A 20,792-nucleotide genomic window follows, 5' to 3' on the forward strand; every position below is an offset into this window, starting at 1 on the left:
CACCTCCCCCATCCGCGGCTGCCCCCGTCCCCCGGCGGACCTTCAAATGATCACGTTCAGCACGAGATCTCGTGTCGCACCATGCTTGTAATCCTGGTTCGACACGAGATCTCGTGCTGAACGTGATCATTTCGCGGTTCCCCGGCCTGATCCGTGGGTTGGTGAGCACGACGGGGTCAGGGCGCCCAGCCGCGACGGGCGGCCGGGAACCCAAGCTGCAGCCGGGTGTCGGCGCCGGCGGCGTCCATGAGTGCCCGGACCCGCCGCTCGACGGTCCGCAACGACAGCCCCCATGAGGTTGCCGACGACCCGGAAGCGGACCCCACGGCGTCGGCCGACCCCAGGGCTGCGGCACGCGGTCACGGTGCCTGTCACACTGGCGCCGGACCGCGAGCCACACCCGAGGGGGACCTGACCCGTCATGGACCTGCTGGCATTCCCGTTCGTCGCGACCTTCACCGTCATCACGGTGCTGATCTTCGGGCTGCTCGCCCAGCGGCTGCTGGGCGTCCGGCTCGGACTGTTCCGGCTCCTGCTGACCGGCGCGTTCGCGCTGGTGGTGGGACCGATGATCATGTATGCGATGATGGGCCAGTTCACCATCGCGCCGGGCGAGTTCGACCAGAGCCAGGGGCCGGTGGCGTTCTGGTTCGCGCTGCTGGGCGGCGTCTGCACGATCCTCGCGTCGATGGCCTTCCTCGTGGTCATCGAGGCGTTCGTGCCGATGGGGTCGCTGCCGCCACCGCTGGTGTGGGGTCGCGGCCTGTTCGCCCGGATGCGGCGCACCCGGCGGTACTGGCAGATCGTCGGCATCGCGATGCGGCACGGCCTGGGCTCGTACGTGCGCGGCACGCGGGACGACGCGCTCGACGCGCCCAGTGGCCGCTCCCAGCTCGGCCGCGCGCTGGCCACCACCCTCAACGCCGGCGGCGTCACGTTCGTGAAGCTCGGCCAGATCCTCGCCACCCGCCGCGACGTGCTGCCGGCCGAGGTCGCCGCCGAGCTGTCCCGGCTGCAGGACGACGCCGCACCCGTGCCGTGGTCGCAGATCGAGCCGGTGCTGGTCAGCGAGCTGGGCGCACCGGTCGAGGACGTGTTCGCGGAGTTCTCGCCGCAGCCGCTCGCCGCGGCGTCGGTCGGGCAGGTGCACCTGGCCCGTCTGCACACCGGCGCCGAGGTCGTCGTCAAGGTGCAGCGCCCGGGCATCCGTCCGGTGGTCGAGCGCGACCTCGACATCGCCGCACGCCTGGCCGCCAGGCTGGACACCGGAACCCGGTGGGGACGGCGCATGGGCGTCAGGGCGCTGGCCGCCGGGCTAGCCGACGCCATCCGGGAGGAGCTGGACTACCGCATCGAGGCGGAGAACATCGCCGCCGTCGCGGCGTCGGCGAACCGGCAGCCCGACGTCGTCCTCCCAGAGCCGCACCGGGCCCTGTGCACCGAGAAGGTGCTGGTGATGGACCGGCTGGACGGCACCCCGCTGAACCGGGCCGACCAGGTGATCGAGGAACGCGGCCTGCACCGTGACGAGTTGGCCACCGCGCTGCTGGACTGCCTGCTGCGCCAGATCGTCCTCGACGGCATCTTCCACGCCGACCCGCACGGCGGAAACATCTTCGTCCTCGACGACGGCCGGCTCGGGCTGCTCGACTTCGGCTCGGTCGGCAGGCTCGACGGCGCCCTGCGCGACGCGCTGCAGCGGCTGCTCGTCGGCGTGGACCGCAGCGACCCGCTGGCGGTCAGCGACGCCCTGCTCGAACTGGTCCCGCGCCCGGACGAGATCGACCAGCAGGCACTCGAGCGCGACCTCGGCCGCTTCATGGCACGGCACACCAGCGGACCCAGGGTGAGCACCGGCATCCGCATGTTCGGCGACCTGTTCCGCGTCGTCGCCGACCACGGGCTGGCCATCCCGCCGGAGATCGCCGCGGTGTTCCGGGCCCTGGCCACCGCGGAAGGGACGCTGGCCCGGCTCACCCCGCGCTTCGACCTCATGGGCAACGCGCGGGCGCTGGCCAGCGGCTACGTGGAGGAGCAGTACAGTCCGGACCGGCTCAAGCAGGCGGCCACCGAGGAGCTCGCGGCGCTACTGCCGATACTGCGCCGGCTGCCGCGCCGGATCGAGCGGATCGCCAGCGCGGCCGAGCACGGGCGGCTCGGCATCAACATCCGACTGCTCGCCGACGAGCGCGACCGCGCCGTGCTGCGGAGCATGCTGCACGAGGTGCTGCTGACGTTCCTAGCCGCGACCACCGGCGTCATGGCGGTCCTGCTGATCGGCACCGGCGGCGGCCCGCAACTGACCGACGAGGTCGGCCTCTACGCGCTGATCGGCTACAACATGCTGGTCATCAGCGCGATCCTGGCGCTGCGGGTGCTGGCGCAGATCTTCCGCCGCGGCTGACGCGCTCTCACCGCCGTGGGGCCCTGGCCGCGCCGAGGAGTTCGACGTCGCTTCCCAGCTGGCCGCCGAACGGGGCTGGATGCTGCCCGCCTACACACTCCCGCCGAACCGCCGGGCGCAGCGCGGACCCGGCTACTGACTCTCTTCCTGCGGCGTGGTTGTCGGACCCACCTGGCACACTCGGTGTTCGGCGAGCCGGCCAGGTGTCGTCGCCCTGGTGAGAGAGGATGAACCGCGTGAGCGTGCTGCCGGAGCCGTCCGCCCGGGACGATCCCGCTGTCGCCGTCGCGCGCACCGGCGACTTCCCCCGGCTCCGGTACATGGGGTCGAAGTACCGCATCGTCCCCCACTTGGCCGACGTGTTCGCCGAGATCGGCGGCCGCACCTCGCTCGACGCGTTCTCCGGCAGCGGCGTCGTGGCCTACCTGATGAAGGCGATGGGCTACCAGGTCACCACCAACGACTTCCTGGCCTTCCCCGCCGTCATCTCCCGCGCCACCGTCGTCAACCACGGCACCCTGCTGACCCCCGCCGACGTCGAGCTGATCGGTGGCCCGACCGCCGACGGCCGCGACTTCATCCAGCGCACGTTCGACGGTCTCTACTTCACCCCGGACGACCGCCGGTTCCTCGACTCCGCCTGGTCGCACATCGACCGGCTCGAGCCGGTCAAGCGCGACCTCGCCATCTCCGCCCTGGTGCTCGCCGCCGCCCGCAAGCAGCCCCGCGGCGTCTTCACCGTCACCGACCTCCGCTACGACGACGGCCGCCGCGACCTCCGACTGCCGCTGCGCGAGCACTTCGGCGAGACCGCCGCCGCGTACAACCACATGGTCTTCGACAACGGCCTGCCGCACCGCGCCGTGGTCGGCGATGTGTTCGACCTGCCGGCCGAGGGCATCGACCTCGTCTACCTCGACCCGCCGTACGCGCCGCCACGCGACGACAACTGCTACATCAAGCGCTACCACTTCCTCGAAGGGTTGTCCGTCTACTGGCGTGGCCAGACGATCATGGAGAACACCCGGACGAAGAAGCTGGTCAAGAAGTACACCCCGTTCTCTTACAAGCGCACCGTCACCGAGGCGCTGCGCCGGCTGTTCAAGAAGTTCAAGGACTCCACCATCGTGCTGTCGTACTCATCCAACGCGGTGCCCGACGCCGCGGTCATCCGCGACCTGCTGGCCGAGGTGAAGCGCGACGTCGAGGTCCGCACCGTCGACCACGTCTACTCGTTCGGCACGCACACCTCCGCGCGCCGGCGCTTCGCCTCCGAGTACATCTTCATCGGGCGGTGAGCGTGCCCGACGTCCCCGCGTTCGACGAGTACCTCACCTCGCTCGGCCGGCTGTCCGCGCACGTCGACCCCACCGCGGCGTCGCCGGAAGCCGCCAACATCAAGGCGGCCGCCGCGAGCCTGGCCGCCGTCGACGACGTATCGGTGGCGTCGCTCGCCGCGTGGGTCACCGAGCATCCCGCGTGGGTCGACGTGCTCGGCCTGTCCGTCGGCCTGTCGCAGGAGAAGCTCAAGAACACGCTGAAGGACTGGTTCGGCACGTCCGGCTGGATCACCCTCGCCCGGCAGCGTCCGGTCGAGCTGATCGAGCGTCTCGACACCGACCTCGACCTCGTCCGGCTCGTCACCGTCCAGCGGCACCGCACCTACGACTTCGGCGACGTCCTCATCGCCCGCGCGGGCACTCGCGGCACCGCCAAGCGCGCCGGCCGCTCCGGCCGCAAGATCGAGGACGAGATCGAGGCCATCGCCATGGACCTCGGGCTACCGTGCCGCACCCGCACCAAGTTCGTCGGCCGCAACGGACGCACCGCGCCGTGCGACCTCGTCATCCCGGAGTCCGCCGACGCGCACATCGCGGTCGCGGCCAAAGGGTTCGACTCCACCGGCTCCAAACTCACCGACGCCGTGCGCGAGATCGAGGAGATGGCCGAGGTCAGGATGCCGCGGCAGTTCATCATGGCGGTCATCGACGGCATCGGCTGGAAGAGCCGCCAGTCCGACCTGCGGCGCATCCACGCGTTGTGGGCGAACGGCTCCATCGACGGCATGTACACGCTGTCCAGCCTCGATCGGTTCCGCCACGACCTGCGTCAGGCCGCACTGCTGCGCGGGCTGACACCGACGTCGCCCTGACGCCACGCCGGTCAGTCGGTGGTCTTGCGGGCGAGAGCGGCCTCCAGTCGCTCTACCTTGCCGGTCATCTCGCCGGTGTGACCCGGGCGGATGTCGGCCTTGAGCACCAGGCTGACCCGGCTGCCGTGCCGGCCGACAACCTCGCAGGCCCGCCGGACCACGTCGAAGCACTCGTCCCACTCACCCTCGATGGTGGTGAACATGGAATCGGTGCCGTTGGGGAGGCCGGACTCGCGGACGACGGCGACGGCGTCGGCCACCGCCTCCGACACGGACTCGCCGGTGCCGGACGGGGCGACGGAGAAGGCAACAAGCATGCCGCCATCGTAAGCGCGCCCGCTCCCCCGTGATCAGGAGCGGCCGCATTCCGCGCACTGCCCGCGCCGGCGCAGGTAGTACGCCAGCGTGCCGGCGGCCAGCGCCACGCCCCACAGCGGCCACAGCATCGCCGGTCCGACCGCGGCCCAGCCGTCGGCGTCCAGGGTGAACGCTCCGTCGGCGCGGCTCGCCTTGATCAGGCCCAGCCCGCCCGACGTGACCAGCGCTGCCACCACCGCCGCCGGCCCCACCGCGAGCCCCACCGGTACCGGCCGGCCACGCAGGACCGGGACCCAGCGGGGGATGACCTCGCCCCAGCGCTGCACCAGCCCCAGTGTCAGCACGGTCCCCACCAGCGCGAACGACGCGAGCCAGGCGCCGGACCAGAGCGAGCCGTCGGTCATCCCCTCGGCGTGGAGGTCCTCGTCGATCCCCAGCGGAACACCGGCCACCCAGATCCACCGGGTCACGGCGTAGAGCGCCGGGATGACCGCGGCGACGTACACCGCCGGGCGGCCCCACCTGGCCGCCGCCTGGGGCGTGGTCCAGGTCCGGAGTCGGTCGCCGCGACCGCACCACCGGCACGTTCCGGCGGTCCGGCGGGCGTAGGCCAGTGTCGCGGCGGCCCACAGGAAGCCGCCGACCAGCGCGGCGGCCTGGTGAAGGTACCCCGGGCTGAGGGCCTCGCCCAGCTGATCGCGCAGCTCCGGGTCGAACGGCGCCGTGACGACGAGCATCGGCACGTAACCGACCAGCGCCAGCGCCCGGGTGTCCGGCACGGCCAGCAGCAGCGTCGCGGAGAGGATCGTCCCGAAGGCCAGGGTGAGGCGCCGGCGGCCCGGCGACACGGCCGGGCCGGTCCGCACCGTCGCAACGCCCACCGCGGCTGCCGCCAACGCCACCGCCGCGAACAGCGGCGCGCCGACATCGGCCGGCACGTCACCGAGCAGCGCCATCAGGTCCGCGTCGCCGCCGCGGTTCATCGGGTAACCCATCCCGGTGAACGTCCAGCCCAGCGCCACGGCCGCGTACCCGGCCGCCCACACCGTCGCCGCCCACGGAGTCCACACCGGCCACCGGTGCCACACCCCAGCACGCCGGGCCGGTGCCTGCTGTCTGGTCATCGTCTCGCTCATACCTCGACGATGTCCGACGCACGGGGTCCGGACCTCCCGCCGGACGGTGACGCCGCTCCCCCGGCCGGGGGAACCGACCCCGAGCGGCGCCACCGGGGCCAGGTCGGTCAGCGCGGGCTGATGAACCCAGACTCGTAGGCCGCGATGACCGCCTGAGTGCGGTCGCGGACACCGAGCTTCGTCAGCACGTTGCCGACGTGCGTCTTCACCGTCTCGACACCGACGACGAGGTGCCCGGCGATCTCGGCGTTCGACAGCCCGGCCGCCATCAGCCGTAGCACCTCGGCCTCGCGGTCGCTCAACCCGGCGTGGGTGAGCGCGTCGCCGTCCGGGCCCGCGTGCGCCGCCGCCAGCTGGCGGATCGCGGCCGGGAACAGCAGGGAGTCGCCGCCGGCGACCAGCCGGACGGCCTGCACGATCTCCTCCGGCCGGGCCCTCTTGAGCAGAAACCCCTGGGCACCGGCGCGCAGCGCCTCGTACACGTTGTCGTCGTTCTCGAACGTGGTGACGACGAGGATGCGCGGCGGGTCGTCGTGCCTGGTCAGCAGCCGGGTCGCCTGAATGCCGTCGACCGCGGGCATGCGCACGTCCATCAGCACGACGTCCGGCCGCAGCCGCGCCACCAGCGGACCGACCTCGGCACCGTCGGATCCCTCACCGACGACGTCCAGGTCGGGCTCGGCGTCGATGATGGCCCGCAGGCCGGCGCGGACCAGCGGCTCGTCGTCCACCAGCAGCACGGTCGTCGTCACCGGTCACCATCCCGGGTCGGCAGGTGGACGCGGACGCGCCACACGTCGCCGTCGGCGGCCGCCGACAGCTCTCCACGCAGCAGCCGCACCCGCTCGCGCATGCCGCGCAGGCCGCGCCCGCCATTCGGCCGCGGCGGGCGCGGTGGGCGACCTGACGCCGTCGCCGCCGGGAGCGGGTTGGACACGTCGATGTCCAAGCCGGCGGGCGTAGCCTCGACGACCAGCCGGACCGGCACCGGACCCGCATGCCGGACAGCGTTGGTCAGCGCCTCCTGGACGATGCGAAATGCCTCTCGCGACAGCACCGGTGGGGGCGCCGCGAGGTCGCCCTGGACGTCGCTCTCCAGCAGCACCCCGGCGGCCCGGGTGTCGTCGATCAGCTGGGGCAGGTCGGCGAGGGTGCGCTGCGGCGACGCGTCCGGGCTCGGTGCGTTGCCGCCGGCGCGCAGCACGCCGAGCACGTGGTCGAGCTCCGTCATCGCGGCGCGACCGGCCTCCTCGACGGCGAGCAGTGCCCGGCGGGCGAACTCCGGGTCGGTGTCAAGCACCCGCCGCGCCGCCGCGGCCTGCAGAGTCGTCACCGTCAATGCGTGGCCGACGGAGTCGTGCAGCTCGCGCGCCAGCCGGTTGCGCTCGGCGAACTCCTCGGCCTGGGTCTCCAGGGCGATCAAGAGCTCGGCCTGCGACGGGCCGAGCAGCAGCGGCGCGAACTTCGCCAGCAGCGCGCCCAGCCCGGCGATCAGGTACAGGACACCGAGGACGAGTACGAGGCCGACGGCGACCGCCCACCCGCCGTACACCCCGTCGAACGGCGCCAGCGAGACTGAGTCGCCCCAGCCGTCGCCGGCACCGAACCCGCGCATGAGCAGCATCACCGCGATCGGCGAGGCGGACACGATGGCCGCCAGGGCGACGCCGCCGGCGAGCAGGTGCATCACGTACCAGCCGGCACCGAACAGCCTGCTCTCCCACGGCGGGTCGGCGACGGGGTCGGGCAGGTCGGCGTCGAGCAGGTTGCGCGACGCGGTGATCTCCAGCGCCCGCAACGCCGGCAGGAACGGGGGAACGGTTCCGATCACGAGTGTGACCGCGGCCAGGATGGCGACCGGCACCTTCGGGACTTCCGGGTCGGCGAAGAGCTGGACGAAACCCACGATCAGCAGGACGTACGGGATCAGGATCACGCCGCCGAGCAGCAGGTGCAATCCTCGGCGGACCATGGCCCGGGCGTCCCAGGGCGCCCGGATCCCGCGCAGCAGTCCCACGGGGCTGATTGTCGCAGGCCGGCTAGCCGCGCGTGCCCTCCGCCGGCTCCGTCCGCCCGGACTCATCGGGGAGCATCGACAACGCGACGTCGCAGGCGGCGTCGAAGATGTCCTCCGGTGAGGCGTCGACGTCGCCCATGACGACCGGGCTGCTGTGCAGGGTATAGAAGGCCATCCGGCTGCAGAGCTGGACCGGTAGCGGGTCGGCGGGGTCGGTGATGAAGTCGAAAAGCTCCTGCATCCGGCTGCGCATGGCCTCACCGGCCTTGTGCACCCGCATGGCCGGCTGGTTCTCCATGATGAACCGCAACAGCGGCGCGCCCTGACTGCGGATGACCTTGCTGTATCGCTCGATCAGCTCGCGACGGGCCAGCGGCGTCGGGGTCTGCGTGCGTGACCAGTCGACGATATCGTCGACCGCGGCCAGGAGGTCGTCGACGATGCTCTGGACGATGTCGTCCTTGCTCTTGAAGTAGTAGTAGAGCGAGGCCTTCGTCATGCCGAGGCGCTCGGAGATCTCGCGCAGCGACGTCTTGTCGTACCCGCGCTCGGCGAACAGCTCGAGTGCGACGTCCTGGATGCGGGTCCGGGTGCTCGCGAGGTCTCTGTCTTGCATGGGGAGTGCCGACTCCGTCGTAGGTGGCCTATCCCGAAAACGTATGCGTCATCCACCTGGTTCCCATTCCGGCGCCGCCCAAACCCTGCGCCGCTGGTGAACGCGGGTGGACTGGGGTCGTGCGACCGGCCGGCATACACGAAGGACTCGCCGCCGGCGGTGTGCCGGGGCGAGCCCTTCGGGCAGGCGACGTCAGGTCGGGACGATCTCGAGCCGGACGTTCGCCGCGACCTCGGGGTGCAGCCGCACGGTGACGCTGTGCGACCCGACGCTCTTGATGGGCGCACCCACCTCGATGCGCCGCTTGTCGATGGCCGGGCCGCCGGCCGCGGTGACCGCGGAGGCGATGTCGGCCGCCGTCACGGCGCCGAACAGGCGGCCGGTGTCGCCGGCCTTGGCTGCCATGGTGACCGGCTTGGACTCCAGGCGCGTCTTCACCTCGCGCGCGGCGTCCAGGTCGGCGAACTCCCGGGTCTGACGGGCACGGCGGATGTCGTCGATCTGCTTCTGGCCGCCCTTGGTCCACGAGATCGCGAACCCGCGCGGCATGAGGTAGTTGCGGCCGTAGCCGTCCTTGACCTCGACGACGTCGCCGGCGGCACCGAGCCCCGGGACCTCCTGAGTGAGAATGAGCTTCATGCGTCCCTCACCTTCCTCAGCGAGCCGTCGAGGTGTAGGGCAGCAGCGCCATCTCGCGGGCGTTCTTGATGGCCGTGGCGACGTCGCGCTGGTGCCGGGTGCAGTTGCCGGTCACCCGACGGGCACGGATCTTGCCGCGGTCGGAGATGTACTTCCGCAGCAGCGACGTGTCCTTGTAGTCGACGTAGTCGACCTTGTCCTTGCAGAATGCGCAAACTTTCTTCTTCGGCTTGCGCAGCGGGGGCTTTGCCATCGCGGTGCTCCTCCTTCGGGGAGCCCGGTCGCCTCGCTGGCCGCGGCGGACCGGGATGGGTAGTTCGTGAGTTCAGGTCAGAACGGGGGCTCTTCGGCCGGCGAACCGGCCGGGGCGCCCCACGGGTCGTTGCCGCCACCGCCCTGCGGCGGGTTGCCGCCGGACGGGGTGGCCCACGGGTCGTTGCCGCCGCCGCCCTGCGGCGCACCGCCACCGAAGCTGCCGCCACCACCGCCGGAGCGCTGGGTGCGGGTCACCTTCGCGGTGGCGTAGCGCAGGCTCGGGCCGATCTCGTCGACGTCGAGCTCGACGACCGTGCGCTTCTCACCCTCGCGCGTCTCGTACGAGCGCTGCTTGAGCCGGCCGGTGACGACCACGCGCATGCCTCGCTGCAGCGACTCGGCGGCGTTCTCGGCCGCCTGCCGCCACACCGAGCACGAGAGGAACAGCGGGTCGCCGTCCTCCCACGTGCTGGTCTGCCGGTTGAATGTGCGCGGCGTGGACGCGACGCGGAAGTTCGCGACCGCGGCACCGCTGGGCGTGAAGCGCAGCTCAGGGTCGTCGGTCAAGTTCCCGACAACCGTGATGACGGTCTCGCCTGCCATGGCTAAAGGTCCCTCTCAGTGGGCTTCAGGCCGAACGACCTTGGTACGCAGCACCGACTCGGACAGACCGAGCTGGCGGTCGAGCTCTGCCACGGTGTCGGCCTCGCACGTGACGTCGAGCACCGCGTAGATGCCCTCGCTCTTCTTGCCGATCTCGTACGAGAGCTTGCGGCGGCCCCAGATGTCGACCTTCTCGACCGAGCCACCGGCTTCGCGTACGACACCCAGGTACTGCTCGAGGCTGGGTGCGACGGTGCGCTCCTCGGACTCGGGGTCCAGGATCACCATGACCTCATAACGACGCATGCCGGATCACCTCCTGTGGTCTTCGCGGCCACGGTCTCTCCGTGGCAGGAGGGCTAACGTCGATGGCCCGGTCGGACGCACGTAGGTCGTACGTGACCAGGCCGTCAGAAAGGTTACCAGCGATCGGCCCAAACACCGATTCCGTTGTCCACAGCCCTCGACCCGGTTCCGAATGATCACGTTCGGCACGAAATCTCGTGTCGCACCATGCGTGTAGGCACGGTGTGCACGGGAAAACCTGGTGATGACTACACGCGAGGCCCTCCACCTGACCCGGCCGAGCGGCTGTCGCGCCGGCGCGTCACGGGAAGTCGGAGCCGGCGTCGAGCCGCTGGCGGAGCAACTCGTCCAGCGGCATCGACTCGCCGTCACGTGCGCCGCGGCCCACCTGCAGCGGTGGGTCCGACGGTTCGACCGTCACCCCGCGCAGTCGGCCGCCGAGCCGCGCCGGCACATCGAGGACGTAGAACTCGCCGTCCATGCCGACGGCGAGGGCGTGGTTGCGGCGGATGTACCAGCCAATCAGTCCGGTTCGGTAGGTTGCGCCGCCGGCGCTCCTGGCACGCAGCGCGTGCGGGGCCAGACCGCGCTCGGTCATGGCGGTGGCGAAATCGGTGAGGAGCCGGCGGGCTCGAGCGATCTCGGCGGCGCGCTGCCGCTCGAGCGCCGCGGCTTGGGCCGCCAGCGCCTCGCGCCGTTCGTCGCGCCAGCTCGTCCCGTCGCTCATCCCGGCACTGTAATGAACGGCCGAGGCGACTACATCACGAGGCGTTCCCGTGCATCACCAGGCCTACGAGCATGGTGGGACACGAGATCTCGTGCTGAACGTGATCAATTTCAGGACGGGGGCGGCGGGGTGCGGGCGGGTGTCGTTGGGGCGCGGTAGCGTCTGAGGTCATGGTCGAGCAGCGCATCGGAGCCCATGTCAAGCAGGGCGACCCCATCACCGAGTCGAAGGCGTACGGCGCCACCACCGTGCAGATCTTCCTCGGCGACCCGCAGGACTGGAAGGCGCCCAAGCTCACCTACCCGGGCGGCGCCGAGGCTCTGCGTGCCGACGCCGAGGCCGCCGGCTTGACGGTGTACGTCCACGCTCCGTACGTGGTCAACGTCGCCACCACGAACAACCGCATCCGCATCCCGAGCCGCAAGATCCTGCAGCAGCACGTCGACGTCGCGGAGCAGGTGGGCGCGAAGGGCGTCGTCGTGCACGGCGGGCACGTCCTGAAGGGCGACGACTCCCGGGTCGGCGCCGACAACTGGCGCAAGTGCGCCGAGCGCCTGGACGCCAAGGTGCCGGTGCTCATCGAGAACACAGCGGGTGGCGACTACGCCATGGCCCGCAAGCTCGACCGGCTGGCCATGCTGTGGGACGCGGTCGGCGAGTTCGGGCTGGGCTTCTGCCTCGACACCTGTCACGCCTTCGCCGCCGGCATCGACCCGGCCGACATGGTCGAGAAGACGAAGGCCATCACCGGGCGCATCGACCTCGTGCACGCCAACGACAGCCGCGACCCGTTCGACTCTGGCGCCGACCGGCACGCCAACCTCGACACCGGCACCATCGGCGGCCCGGCCATCGTCGCCGTCGTCAAGGCCGCCGGCACCGACGCCGTCGTCGAGACCCCGCACGAGGGGCAGGCCGACGACGTCGCCTACCTGATGAGTCAGCTCGCCTCGGCCTAGGGGGTGTCCGTGGACGCTCGCAGCCAGCGGCAGCGACCAGTGCGGTCGTCAGCCCACCGTGCGCACGGTCTTTGCGACCGCCGCCTCGGCCACGCCGGCCACGGCCTCGGGGCGCACGGTGTCGCGGACGATCCGCAGCGCCTCCATCAGCCCGGCCAGCTGTTTCTCGGTGAGCAGCCCGGTGTACCACCGCTCGACGTCCTCGATGTGATCGGCCACGGCCGCCGACACCCGCGCCAGGCCCGACTCGGTGAGCACCGCCCAAGTGCCGCGCCGGTCGCTCTCGCAGCTGCGCCGCTCGACCAGGCCGGCCCGCTCCAGGCGGTCCACGACCCGGGTCACGCCGCTGGTCGTCAGGCTGGTCTGGGCCGCGAGGTCACTCATGCGCAGCTGGCAGTTTGGCGTGCGCCCCAGCCGCAGGAGGATCTCGAGCTCGTTCTCGGACAGGCCGTGCTTGGACAGCCCGGTGGCGAACTTGTTCGTCAGCCCTCGATGCACCTCGACGAGAAGTCCTACGGCGGTGAGCCGGTCGTCGTCGATGATTCTCCGCGTCGCCATACTGTTGATGCTAACAATTGTTGACGACGTAATTATTGAATCCTAAAGTAATTCGCTCGTGCGCCACCGAACGAAAGGGCATCGCGAAATGTCCGAGGCGAAAGCGGTCCGGAAGGTCCACCCGTGGAACGGCCTCACCATCCCGGCCCCCGGTACCTTCACGCTCGATCCCGCGCACGCCAACGTCGGCTTCGTCGCCACCCAGCTCAAGGTGGTCACGGTCCGGGGGCGGTTCGAGGACGTGACGGCCACGCTGCACCTGGGTCAGGACCCGACGGCGTCCAGCGTCGAGGTCGTCGTGAAGACCGCGAGCCTTTCCACCGGCCAGTCCGACCGCGACGCCCTGCTGCGTTCCGACCACTTCTTCGACGTCGAGAACCACCCAGAGCTGACGTTCCGCTCCACCGGCATCCAGCACGTGACCGGTAACGAGTTCACCCTCGACGGCCACCTCACCATCCGTGACCGCAGCAACCCGGTGCGGTTCGCGGCCAGCTTCGATGGCGTCGGCTTCGACCCCTGGGGCGCACAGGTGATCGGGCTGAGCGCGAGCACCGAGATCAACCGTCAGCAGTGGGGTCTCACCTGGCACGGCGTCCTCGAGACCGGCGGCGTCCTCATCGGCAAGAAGGTCACGCTCGAGATCGACGCCGAGTTCAACCGCAGGCCGTGAATCCCGCCGGACGCGAACGGGTAGCCTCGCCCCCGTGATGCAAGCCCCCGCCCTCGCCGTCCGTGAGATCTCCACCGAGCAGCACCTCGCGGCGATCCAGGACCGGTCCTCGGTCTCGTTCCTCCAGACACCGGCGTGGGGCGTGGTCAAGCGGGACTGGCGGTCCCAGCCGGTCGGCTGGTTCGCCGGCGACACCCTGGTCGGTGTCGGCCTGGTGCTCTACCGCCAGGCGCCGCGTGTACGGCGCTACTTCGCCTACATCCCGGAGGGACCCAGCCTCGACTGGGCCGGCATCGCCGCGGCCGGTGACCTGCAGCGCTGGCTCACGCCGCTGGTCGAGCACGTCAAGTCGCAGGGTGCGTTCGGGCTGCGCATGGGCCCGATGGTGATCACCCGGCGCTGGCACAACGCGACCCTCAAGGCCGCTCTGGCCGACCCTGACGTCAAGCGGCTCGACGACGTCCCCGCCGACGAGACGACCTCCGGCGGCGCCGCGCTGACCCGGCAGCTGACCGACGCCGGCTGGCGCCCACCGGCCATCGCCGACGGGTTCGCGGCGGGTCAGCCGCGGCACGTCTTCCAGCTCCCGCTCGAGGACCGGTCCGAGGACGACGTCCTGCGCGGCTTCAACCAGCTGTGGCGGCGCAACATCAAGAAGGCCGAGAAGGCCGGCGTCACGGTCACCCAGGGCGGCGCGGACGACATCCCCGCCTTCCACGAGCTCTACGCCGAGACCGCGCAGCGCGACGGCTTCACCCCTCGGCCCATCTCCTACTTCCAGGGCATGTGGGAGGCCATGACGGCGGAGGCGCCGGACCGGCTGCGGCTCTACCTGGCCCACCACGATGGCGACCTGGTCGCCGCCACCACCATGACGAGGGTCGGCGCGCACGCCTGGTACTCCTACGGCGCGTCGTCGACCGCCAAGCGGGACGTGCGCGGCTCCAACGCCGTCCAGTGGCAGATGATCCGCGACGCCATCGCCGACGGCTGCGCCGTCTACGACCTGCGCGGCATCACCGACACCCTGGCCGAGGACGACCCGCATGCCGGGCTGATCCGGTTCAAGCTGGGCACCGGCGGCCATGCCGTCGAGTACGTCGGCGAGTGGGACCTGCCCATCTCGCGCGTCCTGTACTCCGCCTTCGACCTCTACATGAAGCGCCGGGGCTGAAAACCATGCCGCTGACCCTGGAGATCGACGGAGTCCGCTGGCGCGAGCGGGTGCGCCGCCTGGTCGACGACGCGGCCGCTGCCGGCGTCACCGTCGTGCCGGTCGCGAAAGGCAACGGCTACGGCTTCGGCAACCCGGTACTGGCCGCCGAGGCGGCGAAGCTGGGCGTGCCGACACTGGCGGTGGGGACGTACGAGGAGCTCGCGGCGGTGACCGGGCCGTTCGCCGGCGACGTGCTGGTGCTGACGCCGTGGCGGCCCTGGTTGCCGGCGGCCGACGACGACAACGTCGTGCACACCGTCTCGCGCCTGGACGACCTGCGCCGGCTCGCCGAAGGCCCGGGCCGGCCGCGGGTCGTGGTCGAGGTGATCACCAGCATGCGCCGGCATGGCATCGAGCCGGCCGAGCTGCCCGCGATCGCCGGCCTGCTCGACGGCGTCCGGTTCGAGGGCTTCGCCCTGCACCTGCCGCTGTCCGGCGACCATGCGGCGCAGGCGCGAACCCTCGCCGAGGCGGCGTTCTCAGCCGTCCCCGACGACGACGGCGGCGGCGCGCGCACGCTGTGGGTCAGCCACCTGTCGACGGACCGCGCGGCGGCGCTCGGTCGTGAAACCGCCGCGACGGTGCGGCTGCGGGTCGGCACCGACCTGTGGCTCGGCGACCGCGACGCGCTGATCGTCCACGCCACCGTGCTCGACGTGCACCGGTTGCGACGCGGCGAGCCCTACGGCTACCGGCAGCGCCAGGCCCGCCGCGACGGCCACGTCGTCGTCGTCACCGGCGGGACGGCACACGGCGTCGCCCTGGAGGCGCCCACGTCGGCGGCCACCGCCCGGCAGCGGGCCGCCGCACTGGCCCGCGGCGGGTTGCAGTCGATGGGACGCGCGCTCTCACCGTTCCGCGTCGCCGGCAAGCAGCGCTGGTTCGCCGAGCCGCCGCACATGCAGTGCTCCATGATCTGGCTGCCCGACGGCGTCACCCCGCCGGCCGTGGGCGACGAGGTCGAGGTCGAGGTGCGCTTCACGACGACGACGTTCGACCGGCTGGTGTGGGACGACTGAGCCACCCGATCAGCCGGCCCAGCGGCTGGTGAGGTACGCCGCCGCCCAGACCGCCATCAGCGGCACGCTCACCGCGAGATACGCCCACAGCACCCACCGCCGGCGTTCGGCCAGCAACGCGATCGTGATCCACAGCGGCCACCACAGCAGCGTCGCCCGCGGCACCGAGAAGTACCAGGTGGAGGTACCGAACGCGATGATCTGCAGGCCAACCCAGGTGGCCTCGCCCCAGCGCCGCCACCTCACCAGCGCGATGGTCAACACGATGCCGATCAGCATGGCGACGATCTCGGCACGGAACATCCACGCGAAGCCGGGTGACTGGGTGCCGCCGAAGGCCGCCTGCCAGGTGCGGTCGAACGCCGCCCACGGCGAGGTGAACTCGCGGTCCCAGCCCTCGGACTGCGCGTGCAGCCAGGCCAGCCAGTCGCCGGACTGCTGCTCCAGGTACACCGACCAGGCCAGCAGCGGCGCCAGCGGCAGGAACAGCCAGCCGAAACCGGCCCAGCTCCACCGGCCGCGCGCGTCGTCCGCCTCGGCGGAGCGGCGGGTCACCAGCCAGTGCACCGCGATGGCGGCGGCGAGGAAGACTCCGCTCACGCGCACGGTGCACGACAGCGCCGTCAGGACTCCGGCGGCCGACCAGTGCTGCCGCCGGGCGGCCAGCCAGGCCGGCAGCGCGCAGGCGAGGAACAGCGACTCGGTGTACGGCGCGGCCAGGAAGACCGCCGACGGCGCGGTCACCCAGGCGAGCACGGCGAGCCGGCCGACCCGGGTTCCGCCGTCGAGCTCACCGATTCGGCCCAGCGCCACCGCGGCCACCGCGCCGGCCACCAGCGAGACGATCAGACCGGCCAGAACGTGTCGCAGACCCAGCTCGTGGCCCAGCCACAGCAACGCGGGGTAGCCGGGGAAGAACGCCTCGTTCGGCACACCAGTGGGGTCGCCCTCGTAGCCGTACATGGCGATGCCCCAGTAATGGTGGAAGTCCCACTGCTGCCACCGGTCCAGCGCCGGCGCGACGTTCTGCCCCTCGGCCACGAACATCCAGCCGGTGGCGCCGGCGATCACCCACATCGACACCCGGCTCGCCAGCCAGATGCCCAGCGCGTCCCGCTCGATCGGCCGCAGACGCTCGAGCACCGTCCGGACGATCATGCCGGTGCCGCCCCGCGGCGCCGGTGCCGTGCGCGTGCGGGTGCCGGCCGGCGGACGGTGACCGTCACCGGCCGCACGGGGTCCAGCTCGGGCCGCATCATGTCGCGGACGACCATCGCGGCGATCCACAGCACGCCGGCGATCCGCAGCAGGATCGCCAGCGCGTACGTGCGATCGGACACCATCGGGTCGGCCGGGTCGTAGAGCGTCGCGAGATAACGCCACACGACCACGAAGTAGACCACCTCGGCCGCCTGCCAGATCGCGAGGTCCCGCACCCGGGGCCGGGCCAGCACCGCCAGCGGCAGCAGCCACAGCGCGTACTGAGGCGACCACACCTTGTTGACCAGCAAAAACGCCGCGACTGCGAGGAAAGTGAGCTGGACGAGCCGCGGCGGCGAGGGCGCCAGGAGCGCCAGCCCGCAGATGGCGACCAGCAGCACGACCGCGGAGCCGACCACGAATGAATCGATGCGCTCGGGCAGCAGTCCCGGCTCCAGGATGTCGACCGCGAACCAGGTGGAGCCGAAGTCCGCCCCGCGATCCCGGTTGAACTCGAAGAAGGCCCGCCAGCCCGACGGCGCCCACACGGCCACCGGCAGGTTGACCGCGGTCCAGGCCACGACGGCGGCCGACGTCGCGGCGGCGACGGAGCCCAGCTCGCCGCGGCGGTCCGGCGATCGCAGCGCCAGCAGCAGCATCGGGCCGAGCAGCAGCGCCGGGTAGAGCTTTGCCGCCGCGCCCAGGCCGATCAGCAGCCCCGCGGCGACCGGCCGGTCGCGGGTCCACGCGACGATGGCCAGCGAGCACAACATGACCGCGAACAGGTCCCAGTTGACGTTCGCGCTGAGCAGGAGCACCGGTGACGCCGCGACGAGCAGCCCGTCCCACGGGCGACGAGGCACCGTCCGGGCCGTGGCGATGACCACCACCGCCGCGGACAGCGCCATCAGCACAGCCGTCACGTCGAAGAACCAGACGCTACCGGCGATGGCGCCGGCCGGCCCGAATACGTCCTGCAGCGCCTGGGCCACATACGCCGAGCCCTGCATCAGCGCACCGGTCAGGACGGGATACTCCAGCTGGGTGTCCCAATACGCGAACAGCCCGTCGGCGAAACCGCGCTCGCGGTACAGGAACGGCACGTCGCTGTAGCAGGCCGCCGTCCACATCGCGGTGTCGCGATCGGCCCAGCCGTCCGCACGACAGGGCTGGTCGGCCAGGAACCCCAGTGCCAGTACGGCGGCAGTCACCGCGAGCGCGATCCGGATCGGGCTCCACCACCGCCGGCGCAGGACAGCACGCCGTCCGATCGGGCCGCCGACCCACTGGCTGGCCGCGCCGACCAGCGGGTCGTCGCGGCTGGGCGCGACGGGTCCCGCGTCGTTGGGGCGCGGTCGGGTCACGGGCACGGTCGGTGGTGGTCTACGTCGGCGTCAGCGATCGCCGCCACCGTCGCCCCAATCGCCACCGTTGGCGTTGCCGTCGCCGCTCGTGGGTGGGTCGGACGGTTCCTCGGTCGGCTCGTCGGTACCACCTTCGGTGCCCCCGCCTTCGGCCCACTCGCTGCCGGTGCCGCCGTCGTCGCCGGAGTCGGTACCACCTTCTGTGCCGCCGTCCGTGCCGCCGTCCGTGCCGCCTTCTGTGCCGCCGTCCGTGCCGCCATCGGTGCCGCCGCCGTCGTCGCCGGACTCGTCGTCGCCACCGTCGTTGCCGTTGGCGTTGCCCTCGCCGTTGTCGTCCGTCGGCTCGTCCGTCGGCGCGGTGGGGGTCGGCGTGGGGGTCGGCGACGGGTTCACCGCCTCGCCGACCTCGGCCGGCTCGGGGAACTCCATGACCTCCTGGCCCTCCAAGGCGGCGGTCATGAACGCGGTCCAGATGCGCGCCGGGAACCGGCCGCCGGTGAAGGTGTCCATGCCCGCGACGCCGTCGAGCGACACGGTGCCGGCGGTCTCACCATCGCCGCGGAAGATCGCGACGCTGGCGGCCAGCTGCGGGGTGTACCCGGAGAACCACGCCGTGAGGTCCTCGTGCGTGCCGGTCTTGCCGGCCGCCGGGCGGCCAAGCTCCTGCGCCTCACGACCGCTGCCGTTCTCGACCACCTGGCTCAGCGCGTAGGTGGTGTCGGCGACGGCGCCGGCATCGAGCACCGACTCCGGCGCCGGGTCGACGCGGTAGGGGACGTTGCCGCCGGGCTCGGTGACCGACCGCACGGTGTACCAGTCGGCGTGACGGCCGCCGGCGGCGAGCGTGGCGTAGGACTCCGCCATGTCGATGGGCCGCACGTGTCCGATGCCGATGGTGACGCGGGGGTTCAGGCGCAGCTCAGCCTCCTCGTCCGGCGCGTACGTCAGCCCGGCCGCGAGCATGGTGTCGACGATGCTGTCCGGCCCGATGTCCATGGCGAGGTCGACGAACGCGGTGTTCATCGAGTTCTCGGTGGCGGTGACGAGGTCGATGGCCTCGCCGTACTCCTCGTCGCCCTGGTTGTGCACGGGTGGGCCGAGAATGGGATCGGTGAGCGTGTTGCCGGAGTATCGGCTCTCGAGCGAGATGCCCTGACTCAGCGCGGTCGCCAGCGTGAATGGCTTCACTGTCGACCCGCCCTGGATCGATCCGTCGACGGCGTCGTTGAACGGCTGCTCGACGGCGTCCGGCCCGCCGTACATCGCGACGACGGCGCCATCCCCAGGGGTGACCGCCGCGAGCGCGACGCGGACCCCGTCGGCGTCCTCCTGCGGCCGCTCTGCCTCGACGGCCTGGATGGCGGCGGTCTGCGCCTGCGGGTCGAAGGTGGTGACGACGCGCAGGCCGCCGGTGTCGATGTCGTTCTCGGTGAAGCCGTTGGCCAGCAGCTCGTCGCGGACCTGCTGCAGCAGGTAGCCGTTGGGTCCGCCGAACACGTTGGTCTTCTGCTCGGGCACGATGGCAGGAGGCGTCAGCGTCTCGGCCTCGGCGGCGTCGAGCGCGCCGATGTCGACCATGCCATCGATGACGTAGTCGAACCGTCCCTGGAACCGGTCGGCGTTCTCCGCTCCCAGCGTGGGGTCGTAACGCGTCGGAGAGCGCAGGATGCCGGCGAGCGCGGCGCACTCGGCCACGCCGAGCTCCGACACCGGCTTGCCGAAGTACGACCGGGACGCGGTCTGGATGCCGTAGACGCCGCGGCCGAACCAGATCGTGTTGAGGTACGAGGCGAGGATGTCGTCCTTGTCCAGCTGTTGGTCGATCTTGACCGCGATGAACAGCTCCTGGACCTTCCGGCTCAGCGTCTGGTCCTGGGTCAGGTAGTAGTTCTTGACGTACTGCTGGGTGATCGTGGAACCGCCGCCGGCCGCCGTCGAGCCGTTGTTCTGGATGTAGCCGATGCCCGCGCGCGCCATGCCGACGGGGTCGAAGCCGTTGTTCTCGTAGAAGCTGCGGTCCTCGGCGGCGACGACGGCGTCCTGGCAGGCCTGCGGGATATCGGAGATGTCGACGGTCTCGCGGTTCTCGGCGCTGAAGCGGCCCAGCTCGGTCTCGCCGTCGTTCCAGTAGACGATGGTCGCTTCGGACCGGGCGAAGTCGTTGGCCTCGGGGATGTCGGTGAGCGCGTAGGCGATGCTCACGCCGGTGACGCCGAGGAAGAGCATGCCCAGTGCGTACAGACCGAACGCCTTCCACGAGACGAACCGGCGCCAGCCACGGCGGCGCCCGCCCTTCTTGCCGGACCTGCTCGCAGCGTACCGCCGCCCGGAGCGCCGGCCACCCGCGTCCATGTGCTCGACGCGCGCGCCGTCGGCACGAGTGGCGTCGGCGCCGTCGCGACCGGGACCCACGCCACCGCGCGACGCGGACGTGGGCCCGGCACTTCCGCCAGCGCGGCCGCCCGCGCGGCGTCTGCCTTGATTGGTCACGGAGTTCTCGGTCGGGTCGGGGACATTGGCCGTCCGGGCACCGCAGGGCGCACCGGATCCATGCAGAGCCTACGACGGTCCACGCTTGATCACGCCAATCGATCTGATCCAGCCGCCCGACCGTGGGTGGGGAGAGCGGG

At 71.4% G+C, this 20,792-nt stretch carries 21 protein-coding genes; 7 read left to right on the forward strand and 14 right to left on the reverse strand.

The features are described from left to right. Positions 1-421 precede the first annotated feature (421 nt). The 3 genes from E1269_RS28965 (at position 422) to E1269_RS28975 (ending at position 4,556) form a co-directional block, all read left to right on the forward strand. Positions 422-2,404 (forward strand): ABC1 kinase family protein, encoded by a 1,983-nt coding sequence (locus E1269_RS28965; RefSeq protein WP_131901205.1) that lies wholly within the window; start codon positions 422-424, stop codon positions 2,402-2,404. Between the two features lie 227 nt (positions 2,405-2,631). After that, the gene (locus E1269_RS28970; protein ID WP_420810686.1) at positions 2,632-3,702 is read left to right on the forward strand and encodes a DNA adenine methylase; all 1,071 of its coding nucleotides are present in this window, start codon (positions 2,632-2,634) and stop codon (positions 3,700-3,702) included. Between the two features lie 2 nt (positions 3,703-3,704). After that, a complete protein-coding gene (locus tag E1269_RS28975) occupies positions 3,705-4,556 on the forward strand; it encodes a hypothetical protein (protein ID WP_131901250.1) in 852 nt (283 codons plus the stop codon). A gap of 11 nt (positions 4,557-4,567) precedes the next feature. Here E1269_RS28975 and E1269_RS28980 read toward each other — a convergent pair whose 3' ends face one another. The 10 genes from E1269_RS28980 to E1269_RS29025 form a co-directional block, all read right to left on the reverse strand. Next, the gene (locus tag E1269_RS28980) at positions 4,568-4,873 is read right to left on the reverse strand and encodes a thiamine-binding protein (protein ID WP_131901207.1); all 306 of its coding nucleotides are present in this window, start codon (positions 4,871-4,873) and stop codon (positions 4,568-4,570) included. Between the two features lie 33 nt (positions 4,874-4,906). Then, on the reverse strand, positions 4,907-6,010 hold the full coding sequence (locus E1269_RS28985) for a hypothetical protein (protein WP_131901209.1): 1,104 nt from the start codon (positions 6,008-6,010) through the stop codon (positions 4,907-4,909). 107 nt (positions 6,011-6,117) lie between these two features. Then, on the reverse strand, positions 6,118-6,762 hold the full coding sequence (locus tag E1269_RS28990; protein ID WP_131901211.1) for a response regulator: 645 nt from the start codon (positions 6,760-6,762) through the stop codon (positions 6,118-6,120). After that, positions 6,759-8,027, reverse strand: coding sequence for a sensor histidine kinase (locus tag E1269_RS28995; protein WP_203434184.1), 1,269 nt, complete (start codon positions 8,025-8,027; stop codon positions 6,759-6,761). Before E1269_RS28995 ends, E1269_RS28990 begins: the two co-directional genes overlap by 4 nt. A 22-nt stretch (positions 8,028-8,049) precedes the next feature. Then, entirely contained in the window at positions 8,050-8,643 is a 594-nt protein-coding gene (locus E1269_RS29000) for a TetR/AcrR family transcriptional regulator (protein WP_131901213.1), read from the reverse strand. 192 nt (positions 8,644-8,835) lie between these two features. Beyond that, positions 8,836-9,282 carry a 50S ribosomal protein L9 gene (gene rplI, locus E1269_RS29005; RefSeq protein ID WP_131901214.1) on the reverse strand — a complete coding sequence of 149 codons (447 nt, stop codon included), beginning with the start codon at positions 9,280-9,282 and terminating at the stop codon, positions 8,836-8,838. A 16-nt stretch (positions 9,283-9,298) separates the two neighbouring features. Continuing rightward, complete coding sequence (rpsR, locus tag E1269_RS29010) at positions 9,299-9,535, reverse strand: 30S ribosomal protein S18 (protein ID WP_026877935.1); 237 nt, start codon at positions 9,533-9,535, stop codon at positions 9,299-9,301. A gap of 77 nt (positions 9,536-9,612) precedes the next feature. Then, a complete protein-coding gene (locus tag E1269_RS29015) occupies positions 9,613-10,140 on the reverse strand; it encodes a single-stranded DNA-binding protein (RefSeq protein ID WP_131901216.1) in 528 nt (175 codons plus the stop codon). 15 nt (positions 10,141-10,155) lie between these two features. Beyond that, the gene (gene rpsF / locus E1269_RS29020; RefSeq protein ID WP_131901218.1) at positions 10,156-10,446 is read right to left on the reverse strand and encodes a 30S ribosomal protein S6; all 291 of its coding nucleotides are present in this window, start codon (positions 10,444-10,446) and stop codon (positions 10,156-10,158) included. Positions 10,447-10,747: 301 nt separating this feature from the next. Then, positions 10,748-11,173 (reverse strand): hypothetical protein, encoded by a 426-nt coding sequence (locus E1269_RS29025; RefSeq protein ID WP_131901220.1) that lies wholly within the window; start codon positions 11,171-11,173, stop codon positions 10,748-10,750. A 170-nt stretch (positions 11,174-11,343) separates the two neighbouring features. Between E1269_RS29025 and E1269_RS29030 the strand changes: the two genes are divergently transcribed. Then, positions 11,344-12,132 carry a deoxyribonuclease IV gene (locus E1269_RS29030; protein ID WP_131901222.1) on the forward strand — a complete coding sequence of 263 codons (789 nt, stop codon included), beginning with the start codon at positions 11,344-11,346 and terminating at the stop codon, positions 12,130-12,132. A gap of 48 nt (positions 12,133-12,180) precedes the next feature. Here E1269_RS29030 and E1269_RS29035 read toward each other — a convergent pair whose 3' ends face one another. After that, positions 12,181-12,690 carry a MarR family winged helix-turn-helix transcriptional regulator gene (locus tag E1269_RS29035; protein WP_131901224.1) on the reverse strand — a complete coding sequence of 170 codons (510 nt, stop codon included), beginning with the start codon at positions 12,688-12,690 and terminating at the stop codon, positions 12,181-12,183. Between the two features lie 88 nt (positions 12,691-12,778). Here E1269_RS29035 and E1269_RS29040 point away from each other — a divergent pair, with 88 nt between their 5' ends. The 3 genes from E1269_RS29040 to E1269_RS29050 are packed head-to-tail and all read left to right on the forward strand — an operon-like array spanning position 12,779 to position 15,598. Then, complete coding sequence (locus tag E1269_RS29040) at positions 12,779-13,363, forward strand: YceI family protein (RefSeq protein WP_131901226.1); 585 nt, start codon at positions 12,779-12,781, stop codon at positions 13,361-13,363. 37 nt (positions 13,364-13,400) lie between these two features. Next, positions 13,401-14,537, forward strand: a complete 1,137-nt coding sequence (locus E1269_RS29045; RefSeq protein ID WP_131901254.1) for a lipid II:glycine glycyltransferase FemX — start codon at positions 13,401-13,403, stop codon at positions 14,535-14,537. A gap of 5 nt (positions 14,538-14,542) precedes the next feature. Then, positions 14,543-15,598: an alanine racemase gene (locus E1269_RS29050; RefSeq protein ID WP_131901228.1), complete on the forward strand. Its 1,056-nt coding sequence runs from the start codon at positions 14,543-14,545 to the stop codon at positions 15,596-15,598. 9 nt (positions 15,599-15,607) lie between these two features. On the opposite strand, the gene E1269_RS29055 is transcribed toward E1269_RS29050, so the two are convergent. Genes E1269_RS29055 through E1269_RS29065 form a run of 3 tightly spaced genes read right to left on the reverse strand, consistent with a single transcriptional unit; the run spans position 15,608 to position 20,574 of the window. After that, the gene (locus E1269_RS29055) at positions 15,608-16,741 is read right to left on the reverse strand and encodes a glycosyltransferase family 39 protein (protein WP_203434185.1); all 1,134 of its coding nucleotides are present in this window, start codon (positions 16,739-16,741) and stop codon (positions 15,608-15,610) included. 11 nt (positions 16,742-16,752) lie between these two features. Further along, the gene (locus E1269_RS29060; RefSeq protein ID WP_131901232.1) at positions 16,753-18,162 is read right to left on the reverse strand and encodes a glycosyltransferase family 87 protein; all 1,410 of its coding nucleotides are present in this window, start codon (positions 18,160-18,162) and stop codon (positions 16,753-16,755) included. Between the two features lie 30 nt (positions 18,163-18,192). Next, on the reverse strand, positions 18,193-20,574 hold the full coding sequence (locus tag E1269_RS29065; protein WP_131901234.1) for a transglycosylase domain-containing protein: 2,382 nt from the start codon (positions 20,572-20,574) through the stop codon (positions 18,193-18,195). Positions 20,575-20,792: the final 218 nt, after the last annotated feature.

Source organism: Jiangella asiatica (assembly GCF_004349065.1).
GTDB classification, from domain to species: Bacteria; Actinomycetota; Actinomycetes; order Jiangellales; family Jiangellaceae; genus Jiangella; species Jiangella asiatica.

Excerpts from the sequence above, each read along its gene's own strand:
- E1269_RS28965 (WP_131901205.1), top strand. The coding sequence starts at position 422 with ATGGACCTGCTGGCATTCCCGTTCGTCGCGACCTTCACCGTCATCACG.
- E1269_RS28970 (WP_420810686.1), top strand. The coding sequence starts at position 2,632 with ATGAACCGCGTGAGCGTGCTGCCGGAGCCGTCCGCCCGGGACGATCCC.
- E1269_RS28980 (WP_131901207.1), bottom strand. The coding sequence starts at position 4,873 with ATGCTTGTTGCCTTCTCCGTCGCCCCGTCCGGCACCGGCGAGTCCGTG.
- E1269_RS28985 (WP_131901209.1), bottom strand. The coding sequence starts at position 6,010 with ATGAGCGAGACGATGACCAGACAGCAGGCACCGGCCCGGCGTGCTGGG.
- E1269_RS29000 (WP_131901213.1), bottom strand. The coding sequence starts at position 8,643 with ATGCAAGACAGAGACCTCGCGAGCACCCGGACCCGCATCCAGGACGTC.
- rplI (WP_131901214.1), bottom strand. The coding sequence starts at position 9,282 with ATGAAGCTCATTCTCACTCAGGAGGTCCCGGGGCTCGGTGCCGCCGGC.
- rpsR (WP_026877935.1), bottom strand. The coding sequence starts at position 9,535 with ATGGCAAAGCCCCCGCTGCGCAAGCCGAAGAAGAAAGTTTGCGCATTC.
- E1269_RS29015 (WP_131901216.1), bottom strand. The coding sequence starts at position 10,140 with ATGGCAGGCGAGACCGTCATCACGGTTGTCGGGAACTTGACCGACGAC.
- rpsF (WP_131901218.1), bottom strand. The coding sequence starts at position 10,446 with ATGCGTCGTTATGAGGTCATGGTGATCCTGGACCCCGAGTCCGAGGAG.
- E1269_RS29025 (WP_131901220.1), bottom strand. The coding sequence starts at position 11,173 with ATGAGCGACGGGACGAGCTGGCGCGACGAACGGCGCGAGGCGCTGGCG.
- E1269_RS29030 (WP_131901222.1), top strand. The coding sequence starts at position 11,344 with ATGGTCGAGCAGCGCATCGGAGCCCATGTCAAGCAGGGCGACCCCATC.
- E1269_RS29035 (WP_131901224.1), bottom strand. The coding sequence starts at position 12,690 with ATGGCGACGCGGAGAATCATCGACGACGACCGGCTCACCGCCGTAGGA.
- E1269_RS29040 (WP_131901226.1), top strand. The coding sequence starts at position 12,779 with ATGTCCGAGGCGAAAGCGGTCCGGAAGGTCCACCCGTGGAACGGCCTC.
- E1269_RS29045 (WP_131901254.1), top strand. The coding sequence starts at position 13,401 with ATGCAAGCCCCCGCCCTCGCCGTCCGTGAGATCTCCACCGAGCAGCAC.
- E1269_RS29050 (WP_131901228.1), top strand. The coding sequence starts at position 14,543 with ATGCCGCTGACCCTGGAGATCGACGGAGTCCGCTGGCGCGAGCGGGTG.